Below are 18945 nucleotides of genomic sequence, written 5' to 3'. Positions count from 1 at the left end.
CCTCACCTGGGCCGGGCCTCGGACCGGGCACCCCTCGGACATGAAACGGCGCCGGGCAGGCACGGGGACGGTCGAGTCTGGCACGAAATGCGCTCGAGTCGGTACTCGGTGCCGGCATACAGGGGGACATCCGGTTGAAGACCGCCCCGGCCAGCACCAGTTCGGGGACATCCGTATCGGTATCTCCGCTCCAGCACCGCCTCGCAACGCCCGGAATCACCCTCCCGGAAACCATCCGCCCCCGAACACCCCGGCAGCACGCCGCGGCGATACCGACTCGACGGCATTTTGTGCCACCTTCATCGACCGGCGGCGAACGCAGCGAATAACCGATGCATAATTCATGCTCCGAAGCGCGTACTTGATGCATATCGCCGATCGCTCGGGAAGCGGTGACCGTCCGAGCGGCACCGAGGCGGCGCACTCCGGCTGCGCGGCAGCCTGCAGCGAAAACAAGGCTAACCGCAACCCGGAGATAGGCCCGCCGGAATGCACGACGACGAAGGCCGACCCCCGCGGGCCGGCCTTCACCAATTCGAACTCTGTTAGAGCCTCAATTTAGAGCCTGTCCCCAAATCGAGGCGGGGCGCGTTACGCCAGGCGGGCGAACTTGCGCTTGCCGACCTGCAGCACGGTGCCGCTCTTGAGCAGCGCGGCGTCGATGTTGTAGCTCTTGGGCGCCACGGCCTCGCCGTCGATCTTGACGCCGCCGCCGTCGATGAGACGACGGGCCTCGCCGGCAGACGGAGCCAGGCCGGCGTCCTTCAGCAGGCCGGCCAGGTACACGGTACCGTCCTCGCCCGGGGTGAGGTCGAGCGAAACCTCGGCGATGTCCTCGGGCAGCTGGTTCTCCTTGAAGACGCGGTCGAACTCGGTCTCGGCGGCCGCGGCGTCCTCGGCGGTGTGGTACGTGGTGATGAGGTCGCGGGCCAGGGCGCGCTTGAGCTGATAGGGGTCGCCCGTGCCGTCGGCGAGCGACGCCTCGATCGCGTCGACCTCGTCGGGGGTCTTGGAGCTCGCCAGGCGGTAGTACTTGGCGATCATCTCGTCGGGGATCGACATGGTCTTGCCGAACATGTCCGCCGGCTCATCGGTGAGGCCGATGTAGTTGCCGTAGGACTTGGACATCTTGCGGGTGCCGTCGGTGCCCTCGAGCAGCGGCATGGTGAGCGCGATCTGCGGCTCCATGCCCATCTTCTCCATGAGCTCGCGGCCGGCGAGCAGGTTGAAGAGCTGGTCGGTGCCGCCCATCTCCACGTCGGCCTCGATCTTCACGGAGTCGTAGGCCTGCATCACGGGGTACAGGAACTCGTGCAGCGCGATGGGGGTCTGGGACTGGTAGCGCTTGGTGAAGTCGTCGCGCTCGAGGATGCGGGCAACGGTGAACTTGGAGGCGATGGAGAGGAGCTCCTTCAGGCCCATGGGGAACATCCAGTCGCCGTTGTGGACGATGGTGGTCTTCTCGGGGTCGAGGATCTTCATGGCCTGGGAGACGTAGGTCTCGGCGTTGGCCTCCACCTGCTCCTGGGAGAGCTGCGGGCGCGTGGTGTTCTTGCCGGACGGGTCGCCGATGGTGGCGGTGCCGTTGCCGATGATGAGGGTCACGCGATGGCCCAGGTCCTGGAACTGGCGCATCTTGCGCAGCGGCACGGCGTGGCCGAGATGGAGGTCGGGGCTCGTGGGGTCGACGCCGAGCTTGATGTTGAGCGGCGTGCCCTTCTCGAGCTTCTTGCGCAGGTCGGCCTCGGGGACGATCTTGGCGGCGCCCGACGTGATGATGCGCATCTGCTCATCGACTGGCAGCATATCGGTCTCCTTAACGATTCGGTAGCGCCCTCGCCGTGCTGAGCCGCGCTCGCGCGCCGCAGGCGGTGCTTGACAGTGATACAACCGCATAAGTGTACCTGTTTTCAGGTGCGTTCGGTAGCCCTTTGAGCGGATGGCGAAGCCGGGCAAACATGACGTGAGGCGGACGTCCGTGAAGGCGATGCCGTTCGCGATGCGCCTGTACGGGACGAGACGGGCCGGAAGCGAGCCGCAGCGGAGCAGCGGGCTCCCGAGCACGGCGGCGCGCGCAAACACGGACGTCGCAACAGGCCCTATCCCCGCAGCCGCGCAAGGATGCCGGCGATTCCTATCCCCGGGGGCCCGCGCAGGCGATCGTCCAGCGCCGCGGGTCGGCGTCGCCGAGCGGACAGCCCGCGCAATCGCGCTCGAAGCAGATGCGGCGGGCGGCCGGGGCGTCGGCAAGCGAGGAGATGAGCGCACGGTCGGCAGGCAGGCCCTCCATCTGCGCGATCACCATGTCGGCGATCTGGCGCATACCGAGCGCCGAGGGGTGGCAGGCGTCCACCGCGTCGTAGGCGACGCCGAACGCCGCGATGTCGGCGATATGGGCGCCGGCTGACGCGGCGGCATGCTTGATCGCGCGGTTGTACGCGGCGAGCTCGATGCCGCGGATGCTGTACTTGTAGCAGGATTCCCCCGGGCTGGGCGAGGTGGCAGGCGAGAGCGTGAGGCACCAGATGTCCGCCTGCGGCGCGAGCGCGCGCACGCGGGAGAGCATGGAGGCGTAGGCGCGCCCGAAGCGGTCGAGCGCCTCGGGCCCCACCGCCATGGCGACCTCGCGCGGGCCGGGCAGGCCCTCGGGGCGGGCGGAAGCCGAAAGGCTCTCCCCCATCACCTGGTTGCGCCCGCCGCCCCAGCCGTAATCGTTGATGCCCATGAAGACGAGCACGACGTCCGGCAGCTCGCCGTCCGCGCCCGCGAGCGCGGCGGCGCGCTCGGGGCTGTCGCCGGCGGGAAAGCCGAAGCCCTCCACCACCGATCCCGAGAACGCCGCGTTGGCGACCAGATGGCCGCCGAAGTGGTCGATCACCTGGCCCCACCAGGTGTGGGCGGGCTCGGTGACGCCGTCCACATGAACCTCGCCCTCGTAGTGCGTACGCCATCCCGGCGGCGTTGCGCCCGCGAGCGTGCTGATGGAATCGCCTAGGATGGAGAACCCACTGTTGGAGCGGATACCGTATGCGGGAGCCGAGCTCCCCTGCTGCGTGCTGACCATTGCTATGCCTGCCGTTTCCCTGCCTGAATCCATACGCCACATCATTGGCTCCCCGGGCCGCCTACTTCAATAGGTCAGCTAAAAACAACTCATCACGACCTCGACTCGACGTGCGCGCATATTCCCTTATCGCCTTTACAAGCTCGTCGCAGTCGCTCCAATATCCCCTTAGGAAGTTGGTCTCCTTGATATCTTTCATCCCAAGGTTCGCTTTACAAAACTCGTTCGGACGCAGAGAGCGATTTCTACGACTCTCTCGTCCCCACTCCTTAAAAGCTCCCTCTCGGTGAATGGCTAACATTTCAATCTCGGGTTTTGTGTAGAAACTCAAAACCGTCGCGTCGTCGCGCACCTTTTTCGGAAGTTCGAATTTTGCCGAAGAGGTGTCTACGATTCTTGCTATCAACAGGCCATCGGCACCATCGGAATAGTAGTTCGACTTAAAATACCTGTCCGCTATGTCGCGAGCCTTGCGAGTACGCGTGTAATACCGAGTTGGGTCATCGCTGTCTGACACCAGGCGCTCGAAAGGAACCACCAAGGCATCATGAGCAATGAGGGATTCCATGACCACCGCCTCGGCAGCGCCCTCCACGGAAAACAGAACGAACTTGCCTCGCAGAAGACTGCGCGCCTCGTCCCTAGTCATCCAGACACCTCTTTACATAGAGGCGCATCGCCTGAACATCAGGATAATTGGGAAGCGACCCCCTGACTTTGTTGCGCAGGATGGCACCAGATTTCTTGTTCTCAATGCGCTTGACCTCGTCGGAGTATTTAACGGCCTCCGTCTTATAGGCCGCGTCTCGCCGCAGAACGTACACGGCGTCCTTGCGGCGCACCTCGTCAAGCAACTCGGGCACATGCGTGGTGAATACCAGCTGCGCGCCATGAGGGTTTGTCGCAGGAGACGCGAACAGCCCTATCACAACGCCGACAAGCGACCTATTGAGGCTCGTCTCAATCTCGTCGACGATCATATAGCCGCCATCTCGCAGCCTGCCTAAAGCATACTGGACCATCTCCGCGCCGATAATAGTCCCCCGAGAAAGAAAAGCACCTACGGCGTCAGGCCCCATCGCCCTCTCGGCTTCGCCGTAAAACTTTAAATGGTAAACCTGGAGTTCGGGGTCATACGAAAGCGACTCGATGCTCGGGTCGAATGCTCGCAGGACGGGGGCCGGGAGGTCCTCCCGCGGAAGCATGCCCATCGGACGCGAGACGCGCTCACCGACCTGTCCCGTGACACGGGACACGATGCTCGTATGACCGTCCAAGTACGCGCGCTCATCAGCTGTGAGCACAGAAGGGTCCTCGTTATGGTCGCCGTTCCTACGAATGAGAATCGAGGCGCTGCTCTTAAATAGCTCAAGATCATCCAAGAACGCGCGCTTCGGGTACGCCGAATCAAGCTTCCAGAGCGCTTCGTCCTCAAAAACCAAGTCGTCCCCGTACACGCAACCGGATCTTCCGCCTTCCGGCTTTTCGCAGCGCAAGCTCGAATCCAAAAGATAGAATGTCCCGTCTTTCCAGAACACCACCGAAAGATCAAGTTCTTTGCCAATCCTGCCAAGCCGCCCTTGCTCGAATGCAAGATGCCTCGACACTCTGCGGTCTGTCAAATAAGAAACGATGAACTCCAGCAAATTAAGGGTCGACGTCTTGCCCGACGCGTTGACGCCCACAAAACCCAAAACGTTTTGCGAGTATATTGCACCGGAAGTTCCCAACCGCATCACATCGTGAATAGCTCCGTCTTCACCCCTCGCAACGCGATCGGTTGCATATAAGTCAAGCGTCAGCTGCTCATCACGATAAAGAGGGAGTCCCTTGGCAACAACTTTAACGATACGCATGGCGCTTCCTTTTCAATAGGCCGATATTCCAGGTCGCCAGAATCAGCTACAACACATTCATTGTAGCAGAGCTATAACCAGTTTTTCTGGTTATAGCTCTTCGACATCTTTTGTCGCCCTCGAACCCTCGCACCCTCGAGAAGCCCTGTGGATTTCGTCAAATCGGCCTAGCGAGCGTGCCGTTATGACGATGGCGCCTGCCGTAGAAGCGATAGCTTCCGCGTCTCCACGCGAAGCGGGAACGAAGAAAGGTCGCTGTTCCCGCATGGGACGGCGGGCCTTTTGGCTTTGAGGCGCGGCGGCCGCTTTCGCGCCAAACATCCCAGGCGCCCACATGCCGAAGCCCGTCAGTGCGGTTTCCACCCCCTCCCATCGATTCCCGATTTCGCCGGGTCCGCCGCCGCTTATCCCGGAAGAATCGCAGGTCAGCAAGCGGCATCGCCCCCGTATACATTCGCCCCTTCCGATACGGCTGCGAAAAGTCGGCAAAACTGAGCTCGGGGAAACGCACGCAAGGTCAATCTTCGAAACAGATCCGGCTGTAACCGATGTTACGGATACTATCCAGGCAAGAAGATATAAAAATAGGGGATGCCCTCCGCCTCGAACAAGCGCGCCTCGCATCGAGCGATGGCGTCCTCGATGCACGTACTATGCTCATAAAGGGCAACGGCGACGAGATAGCGGCCCTCCGAAAGATCCTGGTTGCCGGCCTCGTCGACGCGGAGATTAAAGCGCTCGGTCCAGAACCCCCATGTACGCGAAAAGACGAGATGCGGACCTCGCTAATCTGACGCCTACAGAGCTAACGTTCCTTCGGTTATTGCATGGTTGCACAGCGCAATCCGCACAACAAGACCGGCATCCGAAAGGCCACCGCAAACTCTAAGCCTCGCAGGCGGCCCGTAACGACTCTCGCGCAGCCTTTGCGAAACGCAAGCCGTCGAGCTGGACGGCCGTTTTCCGCTATCGCGCTTTCTGTGTAATCATCTGAGCATTGCGCGCTATAGGTAGAACCCGTTTCGTGCTTTCCATATCACCCCTCGCCACCCGTGCCCCACCCGCTCCTCTCCGAATAAGCAATCGGACTCGCCATACAGCCGAGAGGGACAGAAGACCGGGAACACGGCGAAGAAGCCGCAGCCGATTCGTCCTCGGTCACCCTTCTGCACCATGCCCGGCAAGGACGGTAGGCACACTGCCAATCTATTCGAAACCCTGGGGCCACGAGGAACGTACCTCGACCCTCATCGTATCGCGGCTGGAACCCGGCAAACGGCACCTAGGGGTCATTTTCGATGTCCGCGCGTGCCACATGCTGGTAAATGGACACGCCAATACTTTTCGGCTCGACTCGATCAGCAAGGATTCGGCACTCAGCAACCAACCCATAGCTCGGCGACGTGTTGGTTAGTTTCAACACGCAAAATGCGAACCGATAATCAATCCACGGTAGTCAGCACATTGCCCACAGAGTGCATTTCAACCACACGGCTCCCCATGATGCAATAATCCCATCGAAGGAACTTGATGAGGGTAGGTATCATCGGCACGTGGATAACTTCGACAAGCCTATCTGCGCTCAGAAAGATCACATAGTTGATGCCGTCGGCATTTTCGAGTATCCATGACAGCAAATATCTATCGCGACTCAAACGATAGTTGTTTAAATGCTCCGGTTCATAAAGATCGCCGAAGCAACGGTCATCCAGCCCATCTATATTGATGATCTCGAACATCTCTAAGCCAAACTGGGACATTTCCACCAAAAATGCCTGATGGCGCGGCGACGCATCCTGCTCTAGATACTTACTCCTGCTCTCCATATGCTTACGCCAGGACCGTTTGAACGAGTTAGCGAAGTCCCAATACTTCGCGTCAGGCTGAACATACGCAGCCGACAACGTCGAAAATAATCCGTCTTCTTCATTCGTGGAAGAATATAGTTCTTCCACCATACCTTCAACTTGCTTCTTGATTTCAGACTGCCTCTCAAAATACTTTGAGCCGCCTCCCTTGCCAGAAGAGGCACTCACGCGAAAATGTTCGATAAAGCCATCGGGAGATACGAAATCCGGAAACAGGCTTAGGTTTGCGTTTGGCGCCAGCGAGGACAAAAACCCAGCAAAGCAATCAGCCTCATCTGAGTTGAAGCCGAACATACACCGTGAATCACAGACGGGATCATTAGCACTAATGGTTCCAAACAACCCCTCCTTCACAAGACTGAGCGCTCGTTTTTCTGAATCTCCTCTATTGCAGCTCATCCCGTCTCCAGCCATACGATCACCGAAGTGCCCACTCATTCAATGGAAATGCTCTAAGCAAGCACCTACGTAAGGAACTCTTTTTAGCCCTGTGGCCTATTATCCACCTAGTCTCACATTAATTCAGGACACTCGATAATTGACGACGAATGACACCTGAGTGGAGCTCCATCTAAGCCGGCTGAGTTTCGGACGAATACTCCCAACCCCACCACCAAAACACGAACGGAGTTGTCTCAATGGGGTAAATACCTACTTTTTGATTAACGCCCGCTGTTCCCGGGAAGAAATGAATCACTCGTGTCCAAATGAATAGGAGACAAAATGTTGCAACGAACCAACTACAATCCTGGCGACGATGAGCTTCTTGAGCTCATATCGAGTAACTCGCTTAATCGTAATAAGGATATAGCAGACATGCTGCGCCTGCTGATGAATATAGATAAAGGACTGTCCATCTTTCTCGATGGGGATTGGGGATCTGGTAAAACGTATTTCGTCAGATCCCTTAAAATCGTCATTGATAACCTCAATACCTGCCCAGACGTGCTGCCAGCAGGAATTAACATGATTGCCAGCAATGCATTCAAAGGCAATACCTCGTGGCATTGTGACTATCTACCTGTTTACTACAACGCCTGGAGCTGTGACTACTGGGGCGATCCCTTGGCGTCAATTGCATGCACGCTCGCTGCGGAAACCGACGAGGTTCGCCTCGAGAGCGAGCCGTCGGACAACAAGGTGATAAAGACGGCGCTCAAGGCCCTTATGGAACTAACATTCAATTGCTGCATCCCCGGGCTCGGCTCTGCAATCGATAAGACAGCGCAGGCGATGAAAGTGGAGGACCTGCTCGACGCATTCAAAAAGCGGTCGAGCTTACGCTGCGCAGTTGCCGAAGCGGTGAATCTCGTCCTAAAAGAACGCGCAGACAAATTGCTCCTCATTGTCGATGAGCTCGACAGATGTGAGCCAAGATTCGCCTGCAAGCTCTTGGAGGAGCTCAAGACGTTGTTTGATCTGGATAACGTCGTTGTACTGTATTCCCTCAACACTGAACAGCTTGCACACGTAATCGAAGGACAATATGGTGCGGGCTTTAACGGCAGCCGTTATCTATCCAAGTTCTACGACATTACGGTCCCAATCCGCACGGTAGATATGGACGATTATCTGGCACATAGGGAGATGAATCCAAGCTACCAATCAAGTTTGGTCATCAAATCAATTGTTGAGGCACACGAAATGTCGCTACGGGAAACGAATCGTCTCATCGACATATGTAAGCCGAATTTGGCTCGCCTCGACGATGCACACAACACGAACGAGGCTGTCTTTCGCGTCAGCTTTATGGACACCGTTGTGGCTGGGATACGGGTGTCCAATCCAGCTGCCTACGATCGACTCATAAACAAAGGAGACTACTCTGTTTTCACTACGGAAGTGAAAGGGTCGAAAGAAATTAAGAACTGCTTTGTGGAAACCTTTGGCCGCTGCATCAAGCCTGACGACTATCGTAGCATGGTCGATGACGAGAACCGCATCGATGAGTTCATTGACGCGGTTGCCGCCCTACGATGGACTAATCAATTTGACAAGAAGATTGCAGCATACAAAACGATCGATGAGGTGGAGAACGGCTGCTTGATACCCATGATAGAAAGAGAGTGAGCGCTGCACCTAGCTAGTATTGGCAACACAGCGCACCCATCCAATAAAGCCTGATCAAAGCAGGTATCGCTCGCATGGTCTCACCATGACACAAGCCGCCTCCGGATGGCCCGCCTCCGGTCACCCCCAACCGAAGGCAAGCCGTCCGAAGGCGGTCGCATGCAGCATGCAGTTACCGAAATTGCTAGCGCTTCCTCCACACCATCTTGTCCACGATGCCCGTATAGGACTGGATGATCTTCACGACCTTGGTGGACACGCTCTCGTCGGCGTAGTCGGGCACGGGCTCCTGGGGAGCGAGCCCTCCGCATCCAGCGCCACGGCGGTGCGCGCCGCCCAAGAAGCAATCACAGTGCCCAAAGCGGCAAACATGTTGATGAAAATCGAAAGGCAATCCATACCTCGCACCTTACTATTCACATCTGTTCATTCTAGTCATCAGGTGAATGGATGCGAATAGATCCAAATCAAACTGAGTGCCCATAGTTGGTACCGTCCCCAGCCTCCTCCCCACACCCATCTCACACATATCCACCCAGGCAGCGCCATGGATGATATTCCGAAACACTGCAACGGCGAACAGTCCGCTGGTCCAGAAAACCCCGAACCCTGCAAATCCGGACAATACGCGGCACCACACCACGTCACGCGCCGCTATTTACGGCAACCTGATGATCGTCGCTCTGCTTTTCAGCATCTCGTAAGCATGCGGATACGAGGCCCGATCGCGCTCTGCCATGTAGGCCCAGTTCGCCGTTACATCCGCGGCGCGAATCAACGGCACCTTCGATGAATCGACGTAAGCGACTTTCACCTTCGGGATTTCGTGAGCAAAAACCGGAGGAAAGAACTTCCGATAATTGAAGTTGAACATCCCACGGCGCAGCTCCTCATCGGTTGTCTCCTGCAAATTGTATCTACCGTCGGTCGAGGTTGAGTGCTCGTCGACAACAACGGTTACGGAGTCAACCTCTTCTTTTGCGACACCGGCAAGTCGAAGCGCCTCGACTATCCCGGATTTAACTGCACGTTTTAGAGCATAATCAAGAAACTGCTGCTTGCGACGCTTGCTATCGAAAATAGCGTCGTATAGAGCCTGCTGGTCAACGATTGCGGCGTACTGGTGGCATCCCGGCCTTTCGATAGAGGTGAAGGACCTCTTTCGCTCCTTTAAAGTCATCTGGGATGCCTTGAGCTCGGCTTTGGGATCGTGGTCGGCGCTCGCGAAAATGATCTCGCGCTCGATCGCCAAGAACCTGCGCACGGCATTATCTTTTGCAGCCGTTCCCAGCAGCACCACTCCGCCATAAACGAATACATCGTTATGAAACTTGTCGAACGCCCCGGACTCGTCTGCGTAGACGTACAGCCTCATGATCACCCCGCTTCCCGCGATATAACAGGAAGGGGCCGCCATCGGCGACCCCTTCCTGCCCAAGGGGCGGCAAACTCATAGTTCGCTTAAGCTCACGCTCGCACACCTCGGGTACGCAGCCCAGCTAACCGGCTGCCTGCACCGCAATTCTACCCATAGCAAGCAGACGTATTCAAGCGACAATCTCACTCCTTCAACAACGAACTTTTGAATAGGAGCCTCAACTGACAACGCGAGCCATGGGGAATTTTTTAGCACCGTTCTACAAATATGGCGGCGCCTTTCCTGTGGACGTCACCAATTCTGATCACTACTCAAAGTATTAACTGCGCTACTAAAAGGGCCGGAGCACGCCCCGGCTGGCGCGCTGTCACGCTCAAACATCAGACAAGAGGAGCGGGTGGCAGCCGGCGCATCGGAAAACGACCTACATAAACACCTTTCGAGCCCGCTGCTCTTTGAATGATTGAACGAAGCTCCGGCGATTGCCGAAAACCGCTCGTGGGTTTTCGGCTTCCTGCCGGCGTCGCAGCCCTCGGAGACGCACAGAACCGTGCATACGTAGTCGGAGACTTGAAGAAGCCTGCGGGCATTCGGGTTAGCATGACGATAGTCGGCAACGTTCTTCGCGAGCACGAAATCCAACGCAACATGCAGCGCAGTGCTCACGGCGTCCCGGCCGTTGTCATAATACGCAGCAATGGAATCGAAAGCCTGGAAGCACGTCAGCCTTTGAAAACGAACACGCCTCGTAGCGAGCGATGGCACCCTCGATGTCCCCGCCATGCTCATAGAGAATAACAGCGACGAAATGGCGGTCCTCCGATAGATCCTGGTTGCCGGTCTCGTCGATGTGCAGGTTCAAACGCTCATATATGGACCCCCTATATACGAGAATGGCGAGGTACGAACCTCGCCATTCTGACACCTGCAGGACTCGCACCCATTCGGTAACCGCATCGTCACATATGCCGAGTCGTATAGCAAGGCCATCTCACATATAGGTCGGCATAAAGCAAATGCCTTAAAAATGAAGGTAGCGTCTTAAAAGCACTCGAAGTGACTCCCGACTGTCAATACCTGCTTCTCGCCCGCCTGCTTTGAGCGTCCAGATAATTCAGAACATACGAATTCAGACTTTCTGACAAGTAGATGAACAGGTCAACTACGTCACCATCGAAGGGATATGTACTCCCCTCAACGACTCGAGCTCGGTCATGCAACTCCTACAGCATATCCTGCTCGACAAGATATGATCCAAGCTGGGAAAAAGACCCTCTAAGGTCATAGCGCGGGGACCAACCCAATGCAGACAGCTTCGAGCTATCGAGAAAAAGCCGGACATCGGGGGCGAAACCGCAGCTATTGGTCTCATCGACATCAAATTGAACCTGCTGGGCAGCTGAATCCCCAAGCACCTCAATTGCGACGCGGGCCATCTCCCTTATTGTGCAATGGGAGTCCTCGTTGGAGACGTTGTACGCCTCCCCCCGCTCGCCCTTAGCCAGCAAAAGTAACAGGGCTGCAACGCAATCGATCGAGTTGACGTAATTCCCCTCCGAGAGCCCGAGCGTTCTAAGGACAACGTCCTCCCCGCGCATCGCACTTCGGGCGAACTGCGCGAATGCGCGATTCTCGCTTGATGGCACGCCCGCCCCAAACGTTTGGGCCAACCTGGCGCAGCAGACGTCCACGCCATATTGGCATGCAGCCGAATTGCAAAGGCATTCGCAAAAGCGCTTTGACTCAGGGTAACAGCTACGAACACTGCGCATATCGATATAGCCAAGCGCGGATTCATCGGCGACAACGCCCGAGGGAAGCGTTCCGTAGTACTCCATCGATGAGACGAAGACCATCCTCGCCCCGTTCCGTGCGCAATTTCTCAGTATCCAGCCCGTCCCGTTTACAGAGGTTTCCATCACGTCGACGGGACGCTCGACCATTTTCTTGGACTGGGTTATACAGCCAGCATGCAAATAAAAATCCGCGTCGATCCTCTCACCTGCATCGACACTGGAGAGATCGCACACAAACGGATCCATCAGACCCGGCCCCTCCCAACCCTCGAAGCAGTCGACGGCCCTCTTTGCCGTTCTCACGATTGGCAGGACATGAAGATCGAGATCGTAGCTCATGTTCGCATGCAGCAACGCCTTGCAGACGAGAGACCCGATGAGGCCGGTGGCGCCGCTAACGGCAACCGTGCCGCCTGCGAACGGACTAAAAAGCTTGAGGCTCAGCTTCGAAAACTCTTCGGCCAAAATAGAGGAATGCATACTACCACCTACAATCCATATATCTGCTCGTTTTCACGCGCGTTCAGAATCGCCTGCACGGAGAAAAAGTCATCCGGCGTCGTGACCTTGATGTTCTCGTCGGGACCGTCGACGGGCGTCAGGCTGTACCCTCGCTCGAACATCATGCTGGCCGAGTCGATGTAGTCGTGCCTGCCGGCCGAAATCGCATCCCTGTGCGCCGCGATGATATCGTTCAGCCAGAAACTCTGGGGAGCCCTGGCAATCCTCAGCAAGGAGCGGTCGGGGATATCAGACACCTCATCTGCCGAGCCTTCGACGAGAAGCGTCTCCTTGGCCCTCACGCATGTGATCGCCGAACCGCTCTCCCTCACGGAGCGGATATTGTCGCTAATCACCTTTTCATTAATGAGAGGCCTGACCCCGTCGTGTATCAGCACGATCGATCGATCGCCGCCAGCGAGCTCTTCTGCAGCTTGCAGGCCGTGGTAGATTGATTCCTGCCCGTTGCTGCCACCGGGAACCACAGCTGCAACCTTGCTCAAGCCATGCCGTTCGAGAAGCGAGCGGCAGTAATCGAGCCACTGCGCAATGCAAACGACGACGATCGAATCGACCTCGGGGTGATATTGGAAATGCTCGACGGTCCTGACAATCACCGGTTTACCATGGATGCGAAGAAACTGCTTGGGGAGCTCCCTTGAGCGCATTCGCGAACCAACGCCGCCGGCAAAAATAACCGCAATGTTCATGTGGCCCTCACATCCTAATTCACATACCATGCGCGTAGCTCGTGCGCGACCCTTTTATCGGCAGGGGGAAGCTGCATATAATCGCCATATAGGCCGTGGAGATATTCATCCCAACAAGACATACAGCTAAATTGCTGACCTTCAAATTCCAAAGAGACCAAGTTTTCGAACCCCTTAAGCGGCACACGCTCCCCAGCACCGTACATCCCCCAGGCAACGCCTCCAACGTAGGGCGTCGAGCCATACGGTATCGATCTCGAATACCTATCCAACCTCGCCCCGAGAAGACGCTGGGCGTCGAACGCCCTCAAGATGGGGCCGACGAGCCTCTTAAATAAACGACGGAGAGGACTGTGTCCCGATTCGGCGGTGGAGACGGCGACCGCGAGCATTCTCCTAAGACACTTTGCATGTCGGTACACTCGCTTTGTCTCAGCCAGGGAAGTTGGGAGGCCGTCGACGGGAAGAATGTCCATCCACAAATATGAAGACTCCCGCTCGGAGTCCGACTGGACCTTAATCTGTGGGTTGACGAGCTTGACCAATGGCGTGGCGTCGATATCAGACCCGAAATACGGAATAACCCGAAGACCAGTGCATTCGAACAGGTCGTCACGCAAGCCGATGAGGGCATCCCAATCCGGCCTTGGCATATTGAGGTCTATGTCATCATCCCAGGGAATTAACCCCTTGTGGCGTACTGCGCCCAGGAGCGTTCCTCCGGCAAGTGAATACTTCAATTCGTGTTTCTTGCAGAAGGCGTCAAATGCGCGCAATAAGCGAAGCTCCTCCTGTTGCATTTCTTCATGCGAGAGAACTGGCTCGTTTGCTGTCTCATCTTGACTCCGGTACTCTCTCTTTTCCATTTAGCTACAGCCTTCCTTTTTTAATTCGAAACGCCTTGCGACACTCGTTGAGCCTGAGCGCGCACATGAACGCCTCGGTGAGGCTGCGCACTACCGCGAAGACCGCAACGCTTGCCATGCCCGCGGCCGTCACCGCGACCAGGACCACGATGCTCGCAACCGATGAGACGAGGGTGGTTGCCGTGAGCTCCTTCACCCTGCCCACCGCGCCCAGCACTGGCCATCCGAAGAACATCCCGTAGAACGAGAAAACCAGGACCGGGGTCACGAGGCGCAACACGTAAGCACCCGGCAGGTATTCCGTGCCGCCCAGCACGAGCATGATGAATTCGGACAGCGCGAAGAACAGCGCCGTACCGCCGAACACGAACGGCACCGATATGAACGCCAGCCGCTTGGCGAAGCCGAAATCGCTCTGCGCCACCATGTGCGGGTACAAGCTGTTGATGATGGGGCTGTAGAGCGACTGCACCGCCCCTATCGCCGTCATGGATAGCGACCAGTAGGAGATCTGGGCAGGATCTTTGATGGCGACGCCTATAAGCAGCGTGGTGAAACCGCTGAACGCGGTGCTGCTCATGTTGGACAGGCAGTAGTAACCCGAGCGCGCGAGCTCCTTGAGGTACACGTGCGGCGCCACCCACTCGATCTTGAGCCCGAACATCTTGCGAGCTGCGGAGAACGACCATGCGAGCGCAATAGCGCTCGCCGCTATATCGAGCACCGGCACCCATAGGATGTCGGCAACGGAATGAACAAACACAAACGTGAGAGCCGTGGAAGTGCCCTTAGAAACAAAATATCGCACCGTGATCGGCGCCATCCTCTCCTTGCCCTGGAAGAGGAAGTCCGGCGCAAGCGCACGTCCGCACACCGCAATGTAGGCCAGGCACGCGTAGAGCGCGTTGTCGCGCATGATCGGGATGAACGCGCCTACGATCGCGCAGGCGACACCGGCAACCACGCAGAGGGCAAGCCTCGCCTGCGTGATGGAACCCGTGACGCGCCCGAGCTCGCGCGCGTCGCGCACCTCGACCACCTGTTTGGTGCCCGATAGGTTGAACCCGAACTCCACGAAGGTCTGTGCAAACGTCATGAACGACACGACGTAGGCGTACACCGCATAACCCTCCGGCTCGAGCACGCGCGTGAGGTACGGCAGGGTGAGCAGCGGCATTACATACTTGATTAGCTGCAAGCCATATTGCCAGACTACATTGCTGTAGAAGGTCTTATGCTTCGTCTTCATCAATGAACAGCTCCGAATTGCTCAACTTGCCTTGCCCGACAGAACCCGAGCGTCAAATTCGCCCCAATCATTTCAATCGCAAAACGGCGTCCAGTGCTATTTTTCGATATATCGCATCTGCCCATAAAGCCCACTCTCCGCCACCGCCATCCCCGACCATTGCTGTACCTAGATATCTAGGTACGCCAGATACGGATTGGCTGTATACTGAAAAATATCCTCTTTGTTGAAATAGTTGATATATGGATAGCTGGCAACGGTCACGCCGTAAGCGTAATGCCCTTGCTTGATGTAGCTGTCTATATTCTTGACAGTCATAAAGGCCGAACTCGCGATAACCAGGCAAACCAACGGAGGCAGCAGGTGCTTGGAACCACGCTGAAGCAATGTCGGCACAATGGCAATCTCGATTGACAACAAGGGGGAGGCCAGTCTACTTGCCATAATATCGCTTGCGACGGCGAGAGCGTATACCGAAAGACCGGCGAGATACAGTTTAAGCAATAGTGCGAGCTCGGGGTCGGACTCCGAATCATCACCCTCATTCGCTGTATATGAAAAATAAACTATCGCGGCGCTTAACAGCCTGTAACACACGGCAGGAATTGAAATGGAGCTGTCCACATATGACAACCCAACCATTCGCATCAATGACGGCATAACCGGAACCAGGCATATTCCAATCAGCGCGGAAACCGACAGGACCGAGAACATCTGCTTTACGGGGTATCTGATAACGAACGGGAGGATCAGGAGTAACAGGGCCATCGAATGAATCGTCGAGAGCAACAAGACGAGAAGCGAATAACGGAGAAACTTGCCCCTTCTCAAGCAACCGATTAGCATTCCTAGAAAAATAGCAATGACCAATCCCTGACGCATACTTGAAAAAAAATACGTGAGATATACGGTCGGATACGCGATCACCAAACTGAGCGAACGGTTAGTGGAGTTCTCCGTCAGGAAGCGATTGAGCGCAAACATCTCTACCAATGCGCAAGCGATTGATAGGTGCACAAAATCTAAGTCGAAAACCTTAAAGATATTGCAGATTAACTTCCATCCGACTTCGCTGTGAACCAAATCCGAATAAAAAAAGTGATGAAAATCGATTTCAGCAGGAGCAATAGAATAGATGTAATTGTACGAGAGCCAATCCGTTCCCTGACCAAATCGAAATACTAGCATCACGGTCAAGATCAAAAAGGACAACTTGTACGATAGGTTCTCTATTTTAGGATTAAAGCCAGCGATTCCCATCATTATCAGAAATACCAGCAATACAAGGTATGGACTCATCGTATATCCCTAATTATCGTCAGCGCGCTATCGTAGTCGCATGCTGTCGAACTTCCATCCAAGCCGATGGTCTCAGAACATCCTCCGGTCAAATAAGTAAGCACTGGCGTACCACACGCTTCTGCCTCGAGGTTCACAGTCGGATAGTTATCCTCACGTGTGGGGTTAAAGAAAATATCCGCGGTCGAATAGATCTCAGCAAGCTCTTGAGGTGAATCCGTCCGCGTAAGACCGATGACGCCTTCGGGAAGCGCCCTTACCTGCCTTTCGGAGAGTCCGACGAGCACAATCGCAAACTTATCCGAATCGAGCTCCCCGGCCAGCCGAACGAAATCCCCGAGCCCCTTGCGATCCGTCCACGGGCTCGCGACGCCCAGGATCATGAAGCGGTCGCCGATGCCGTAGCGCTCACGGAAATCAGAAGGAGTCGGCTTGAATACCGACTTATCCACGGTGTTGTGGCGCACCTCCACCGGGTATCCTCCGAGGAAGCTCTGCCTCACGAGGCCCTCCAGCCAGTGGGACGGAGTGATCAGCGTCATCCTCTCCAGCGGGACGCTCGTGAAGATCCGCCTCTTGTCCGTGAAGTTCCTGAAACAGCTCCGCCCGCATATCGTCTTGGGGTAGGTATCGAGTTGAGGGCAGCCCCCCGAATATGCGCAATGAGACCGCCATTGCTCGCACTCCGCATATGTAAAGTGCGCGCAATGACCGGTGAACGCCCAGCAGTCGTGCAAAGTCCATTCAACATGACAATCGTGCCCAACAAGCCACTCGAATAACATTTCGATATTCAGGTAGTAGCCATGAAGATTGTGCAGGCAGACGACGTCGGGGCGTACCTCATCCAGCTTCGAGAGAAGGCGCCCCGTCGCAACCTTTGAATGGAAGCCCGCCCTCCCGTCGAGGCGTGTCTGCAACACATCGAAATTCACTTCCGCATCGGTCGCGAACCTATGCTCCCGATCATCGCCCCCGCGCCTACCGCGCCCCCAGAACGCATGGGACTCATGCCCCGCCTCCAGAAGCTCGCGATGACGCCTCATCATTATGCCGCCGGTCGAGCCGTTCGGCACGGAGTTGATGTGTGCGTAAACCGCCATGGCTAGCGCTTCCTCCACACCATCTTGTCCACGATGCCCGTGTAGGACTGGATGATCTTCACGACCTTGGTGGACACGTTCTCGTCGGAGTAGTCGGGCACGGGTGCCTGGGGAAGCGAGCCCTCCGCGTCCAGCGCCACGGCTGTGCGCACGGCGTTCACCAGGCCGCGCTCGTCGATGCCGGCGAGCGTGAAGCACGCCTTGTCGAGCGCCTCGGGGCGCTCGGTGGAGGTGCGGACGCACACCGCCGGGAACGGCCTGCCGACGGAGGCGAAAAACGAGCTCTCCTCGGGCAGGGTGCCCGAGTCCGACACCACGCAGAAGGCGTCCATCTGCAGGCGGTTGTAGTCATGGAAGCCCATGGGCTCGTGCATGCGCACCAGCGGGTGCAGCTCGAAGCCGGTCTCCTCCAAGCGCTTGCGGCTGCGCGGGTGGCAGCTGTAGAGGATGGGCATCCGGTAGATGTCGGCGAGCCTGTTGACGGCTCCGAAGAGGCTCTCGAAGTTCTCGGGCGTGTCGATGTTCTCCTCGCGGTGCGCGGAGAGCAGCATGTACCCCCTCGGCTCGAGCCCGAGGCGCGCGTGGATATCGGACGCCTCGATCTTGGCCAGGTTGGCGCGCAGCACCTCGGCCATGGGCGAGCCCGTGACGTAGGTGCGCTCTGGGGGAAGGCCCGTGTCCCTGAGATAGCGGCGGGCGTGCTCGGAGTAGGCGAGGTTCACGTCGGAGATCACGTCCACGATGCGGCGGTTGGTCTCCTCGGGCAGGCACTCGTCCTTGCAGCGGTTGCCGGCCTCCATGTGGAAGATCGGGACGTGCAGGCGCTTGGCCGCGATGGCGGACAGGCAGGAGTTGGTGTCACCGAGCACGAGCAGGGCCTCGGGCTCAACCTCCCGCATCAGATCGTAGGAGCGGGCGATGATGTTGCCCATAGTCTCCCCCAGCCCGTCGCCCACGGCGTCCAGGTAGACGTCCGGGTCCGCAAGCTCGAGGTCGCGGAAGAAGATGCCGTTGAGCGTGTAGTCGTAGTTCTGCCCGGTGTGCGCAAGCAGGCAGTCGAAGTGCCTGCGGCACTTCTTGATGACCTCGGACAGGCGGATGACCTCCGGGCGGGTGCCCACGATGATCAGCAGCTTGAGCCGGCCATTACCTCTAAAGGCAATCTGAGAATATTTCTTCGTCATA

At 57.1% G+C, this 18945-nt stretch carries 14 protein-coding genes; 1 reads left to right on the top strand and 13 read right to left on the bottom strand.

Annotated elements, in window-relative coordinates; genetic code table 11:
• Positions 1-591 precede the first annotated feature (591 nt).
• From tyrS to BQ7355_RS09100, 5 genes are all read right to left on the bottom strand, one after another.
• Positions 592-1806 (bottom strand): tyrosine--tRNA ligase, encoded by a 1215-nt coding sequence (tyrS, locus tag BQ7355_RS05100; RefSeq protein ID WP_072415222.1) that lies wholly within the window; start codon positions 1804-1806, stop codon positions 592-594.
• A gap of 328 nt (positions 1807-2134) precedes the next feature.
• Complete coding sequence (locus tag BQ7355_RS05095; protein ID WP_072415221.1) at positions 2135-3064, bottom strand: SGNH/GDSL hydrolase family protein; 930 nt, start codon at positions 3062-3064, stop codon at positions 2135-2137.
• Positions 3065-3125: 61 nt separating this feature from the next.
• Complete coding sequence (locus BQ7355_RS05090) at positions 3126-3713, bottom strand: hypothetical protein (RefSeq protein ID WP_072415220.1); 588 nt, start codon at positions 3711-3713, stop codon at positions 3126-3128.
• The gene (locus BQ7355_RS05085; RefSeq protein WP_072415219.1) at positions 3706-4920 is read right to left on the bottom strand and encodes an AAA family ATPase; all 1215 of its coding nucleotides are present in this window, start codon (positions 4918-4920) and stop codon (positions 3706-3708) included. Before BQ7355_RS05085 ends, BQ7355_RS05090 begins: the two co-directional genes overlap by 8 nt.
• A gap of 1442 nt (positions 4921-6362) precedes the next feature.
• The gene (locus BQ7355_RS09100) at positions 6363-7202 is read right to left on the bottom strand and encodes a hypothetical protein (protein WP_143761751.1); all 840 of its coding nucleotides are present in this window, start codon (positions 7200-7202) and stop codon (positions 6363-6365) included.
• A 402-nt stretch (positions 7203-7604) separates the two neighbouring features.
• Between BQ7355_RS09100 and BQ7355_RS05075 the strand changes: the two genes are divergently transcribed.
• The gene (locus BQ7355_RS05075) at positions 7605-8858 is read left to right on the top strand and encodes a KAP family P-loop NTPase fold protein (protein WP_159430445.1); all 1254 of its coding nucleotides are present in this window, start codon (positions 7605-7607) and stop codon (positions 8856-8858) included.
• 658 nt (positions 8859-9516) lie between these two features.
• Here BQ7355_RS05075 and BQ7355_RS05070 read toward each other — a convergent pair.
• The 8 genes from BQ7355_RS05070 to BQ7355_RS05035 all read right to left on the bottom strand — a co-directional run bounded on the left by BQ7355_RS05070 (position 9517) and on the right by BQ7355_RS05035 (position 18944).
• Positions 9517-10233: a DUF3800 domain-containing protein gene (locus BQ7355_RS05070; RefSeq protein WP_159430444.1), complete on the bottom strand. Its 717-nt coding sequence runs from the start codon at positions 10231-10233 to the stop codon at positions 9517-9519.
• 1226 nt (positions 10234-11459) lie between these two features.
• Positions 11460-12512, bottom strand: a complete 1053-nt coding sequence (locus tag BQ7355_RS05065) for an NAD-dependent epimerase/dehydratase family protein (protein WP_072415215.1) — start codon at positions 12510-12512, stop codon at positions 11460-11462.
• Positions 12513-12520: 8 nt separating this feature from the next.
• Entirely contained in the window at positions 12521-13243 is a 723-nt protein-coding gene (locus BQ7355_RS05060; RefSeq protein ID WP_072415214.1) for an IspD/TarI family cytidylyltransferase, read from the bottom strand.
• 14 nt (positions 13244-13257) lie between these two features.
• Positions 13258-14109 carry a LicD family protein gene (locus tag BQ7355_RS05055; RefSeq protein WP_072415213.1) on the bottom strand — a complete coding sequence of 284 codons (852 nt, stop codon included), beginning with the start codon at positions 14107-14109 and terminating at the stop codon, positions 13258-13260.
• Positions 14110-14113: 4 nt separating this feature from the next.
• Positions 14114-15358: an oligosaccharide flippase family protein gene (locus BQ7355_RS05050; protein ID WP_072415212.1), complete on the bottom strand. Its 1245-nt coding sequence runs from the start codon at positions 15356-15358 to the stop codon at positions 14114-14116.
• A 168-nt stretch (positions 15359-15526) separates the two neighbouring features.
• Complete coding sequence (locus BQ7355_RS05045) at positions 15527-16657, bottom strand: EpsG family protein (protein ID WP_072415211.1); 1131 nt, start codon at positions 16655-16657, stop codon at positions 15527-15529.
• Positions 16654-17760: a glycosyltransferase gene (locus BQ7355_RS05040; protein WP_072415210.1), complete on the bottom strand. Its 1107-nt coding sequence runs from the start codon at positions 17758-17760 to the stop codon at positions 16654-16656. The genes BQ7355_RS05045 and BQ7355_RS05040 overlap by 4 nt, the downstream gene beginning before the upstream one ends.
• Positions 17761-17762: 2 nt before the next feature.
• Entirely contained in the window at positions 17763-18944 is a 1182-nt protein-coding gene (locus tag BQ7355_RS05035) for a UDP-N-acetyl glucosamine 2-epimerase (RefSeq protein WP_072415209.1), read from the bottom strand.
• Between the last annotated feature and the right edge of the window lies 1 nt (position 18945).

The sequence above is a fragment of the Collinsella phocaeensis genome, from assembly GCF_900119895.1.
Classification (GTDB): domain Bacteria; phylum Actinomycetota; class Coriobacteriia; order Coriobacteriales; family Coriobacteriaceae; genus Collinsella; species Collinsella phocaeensis.
Note: the sequence above shows the minus strand (reverse complement) of the source record. Positions and strands in the feature narration are given on the sequence as shown.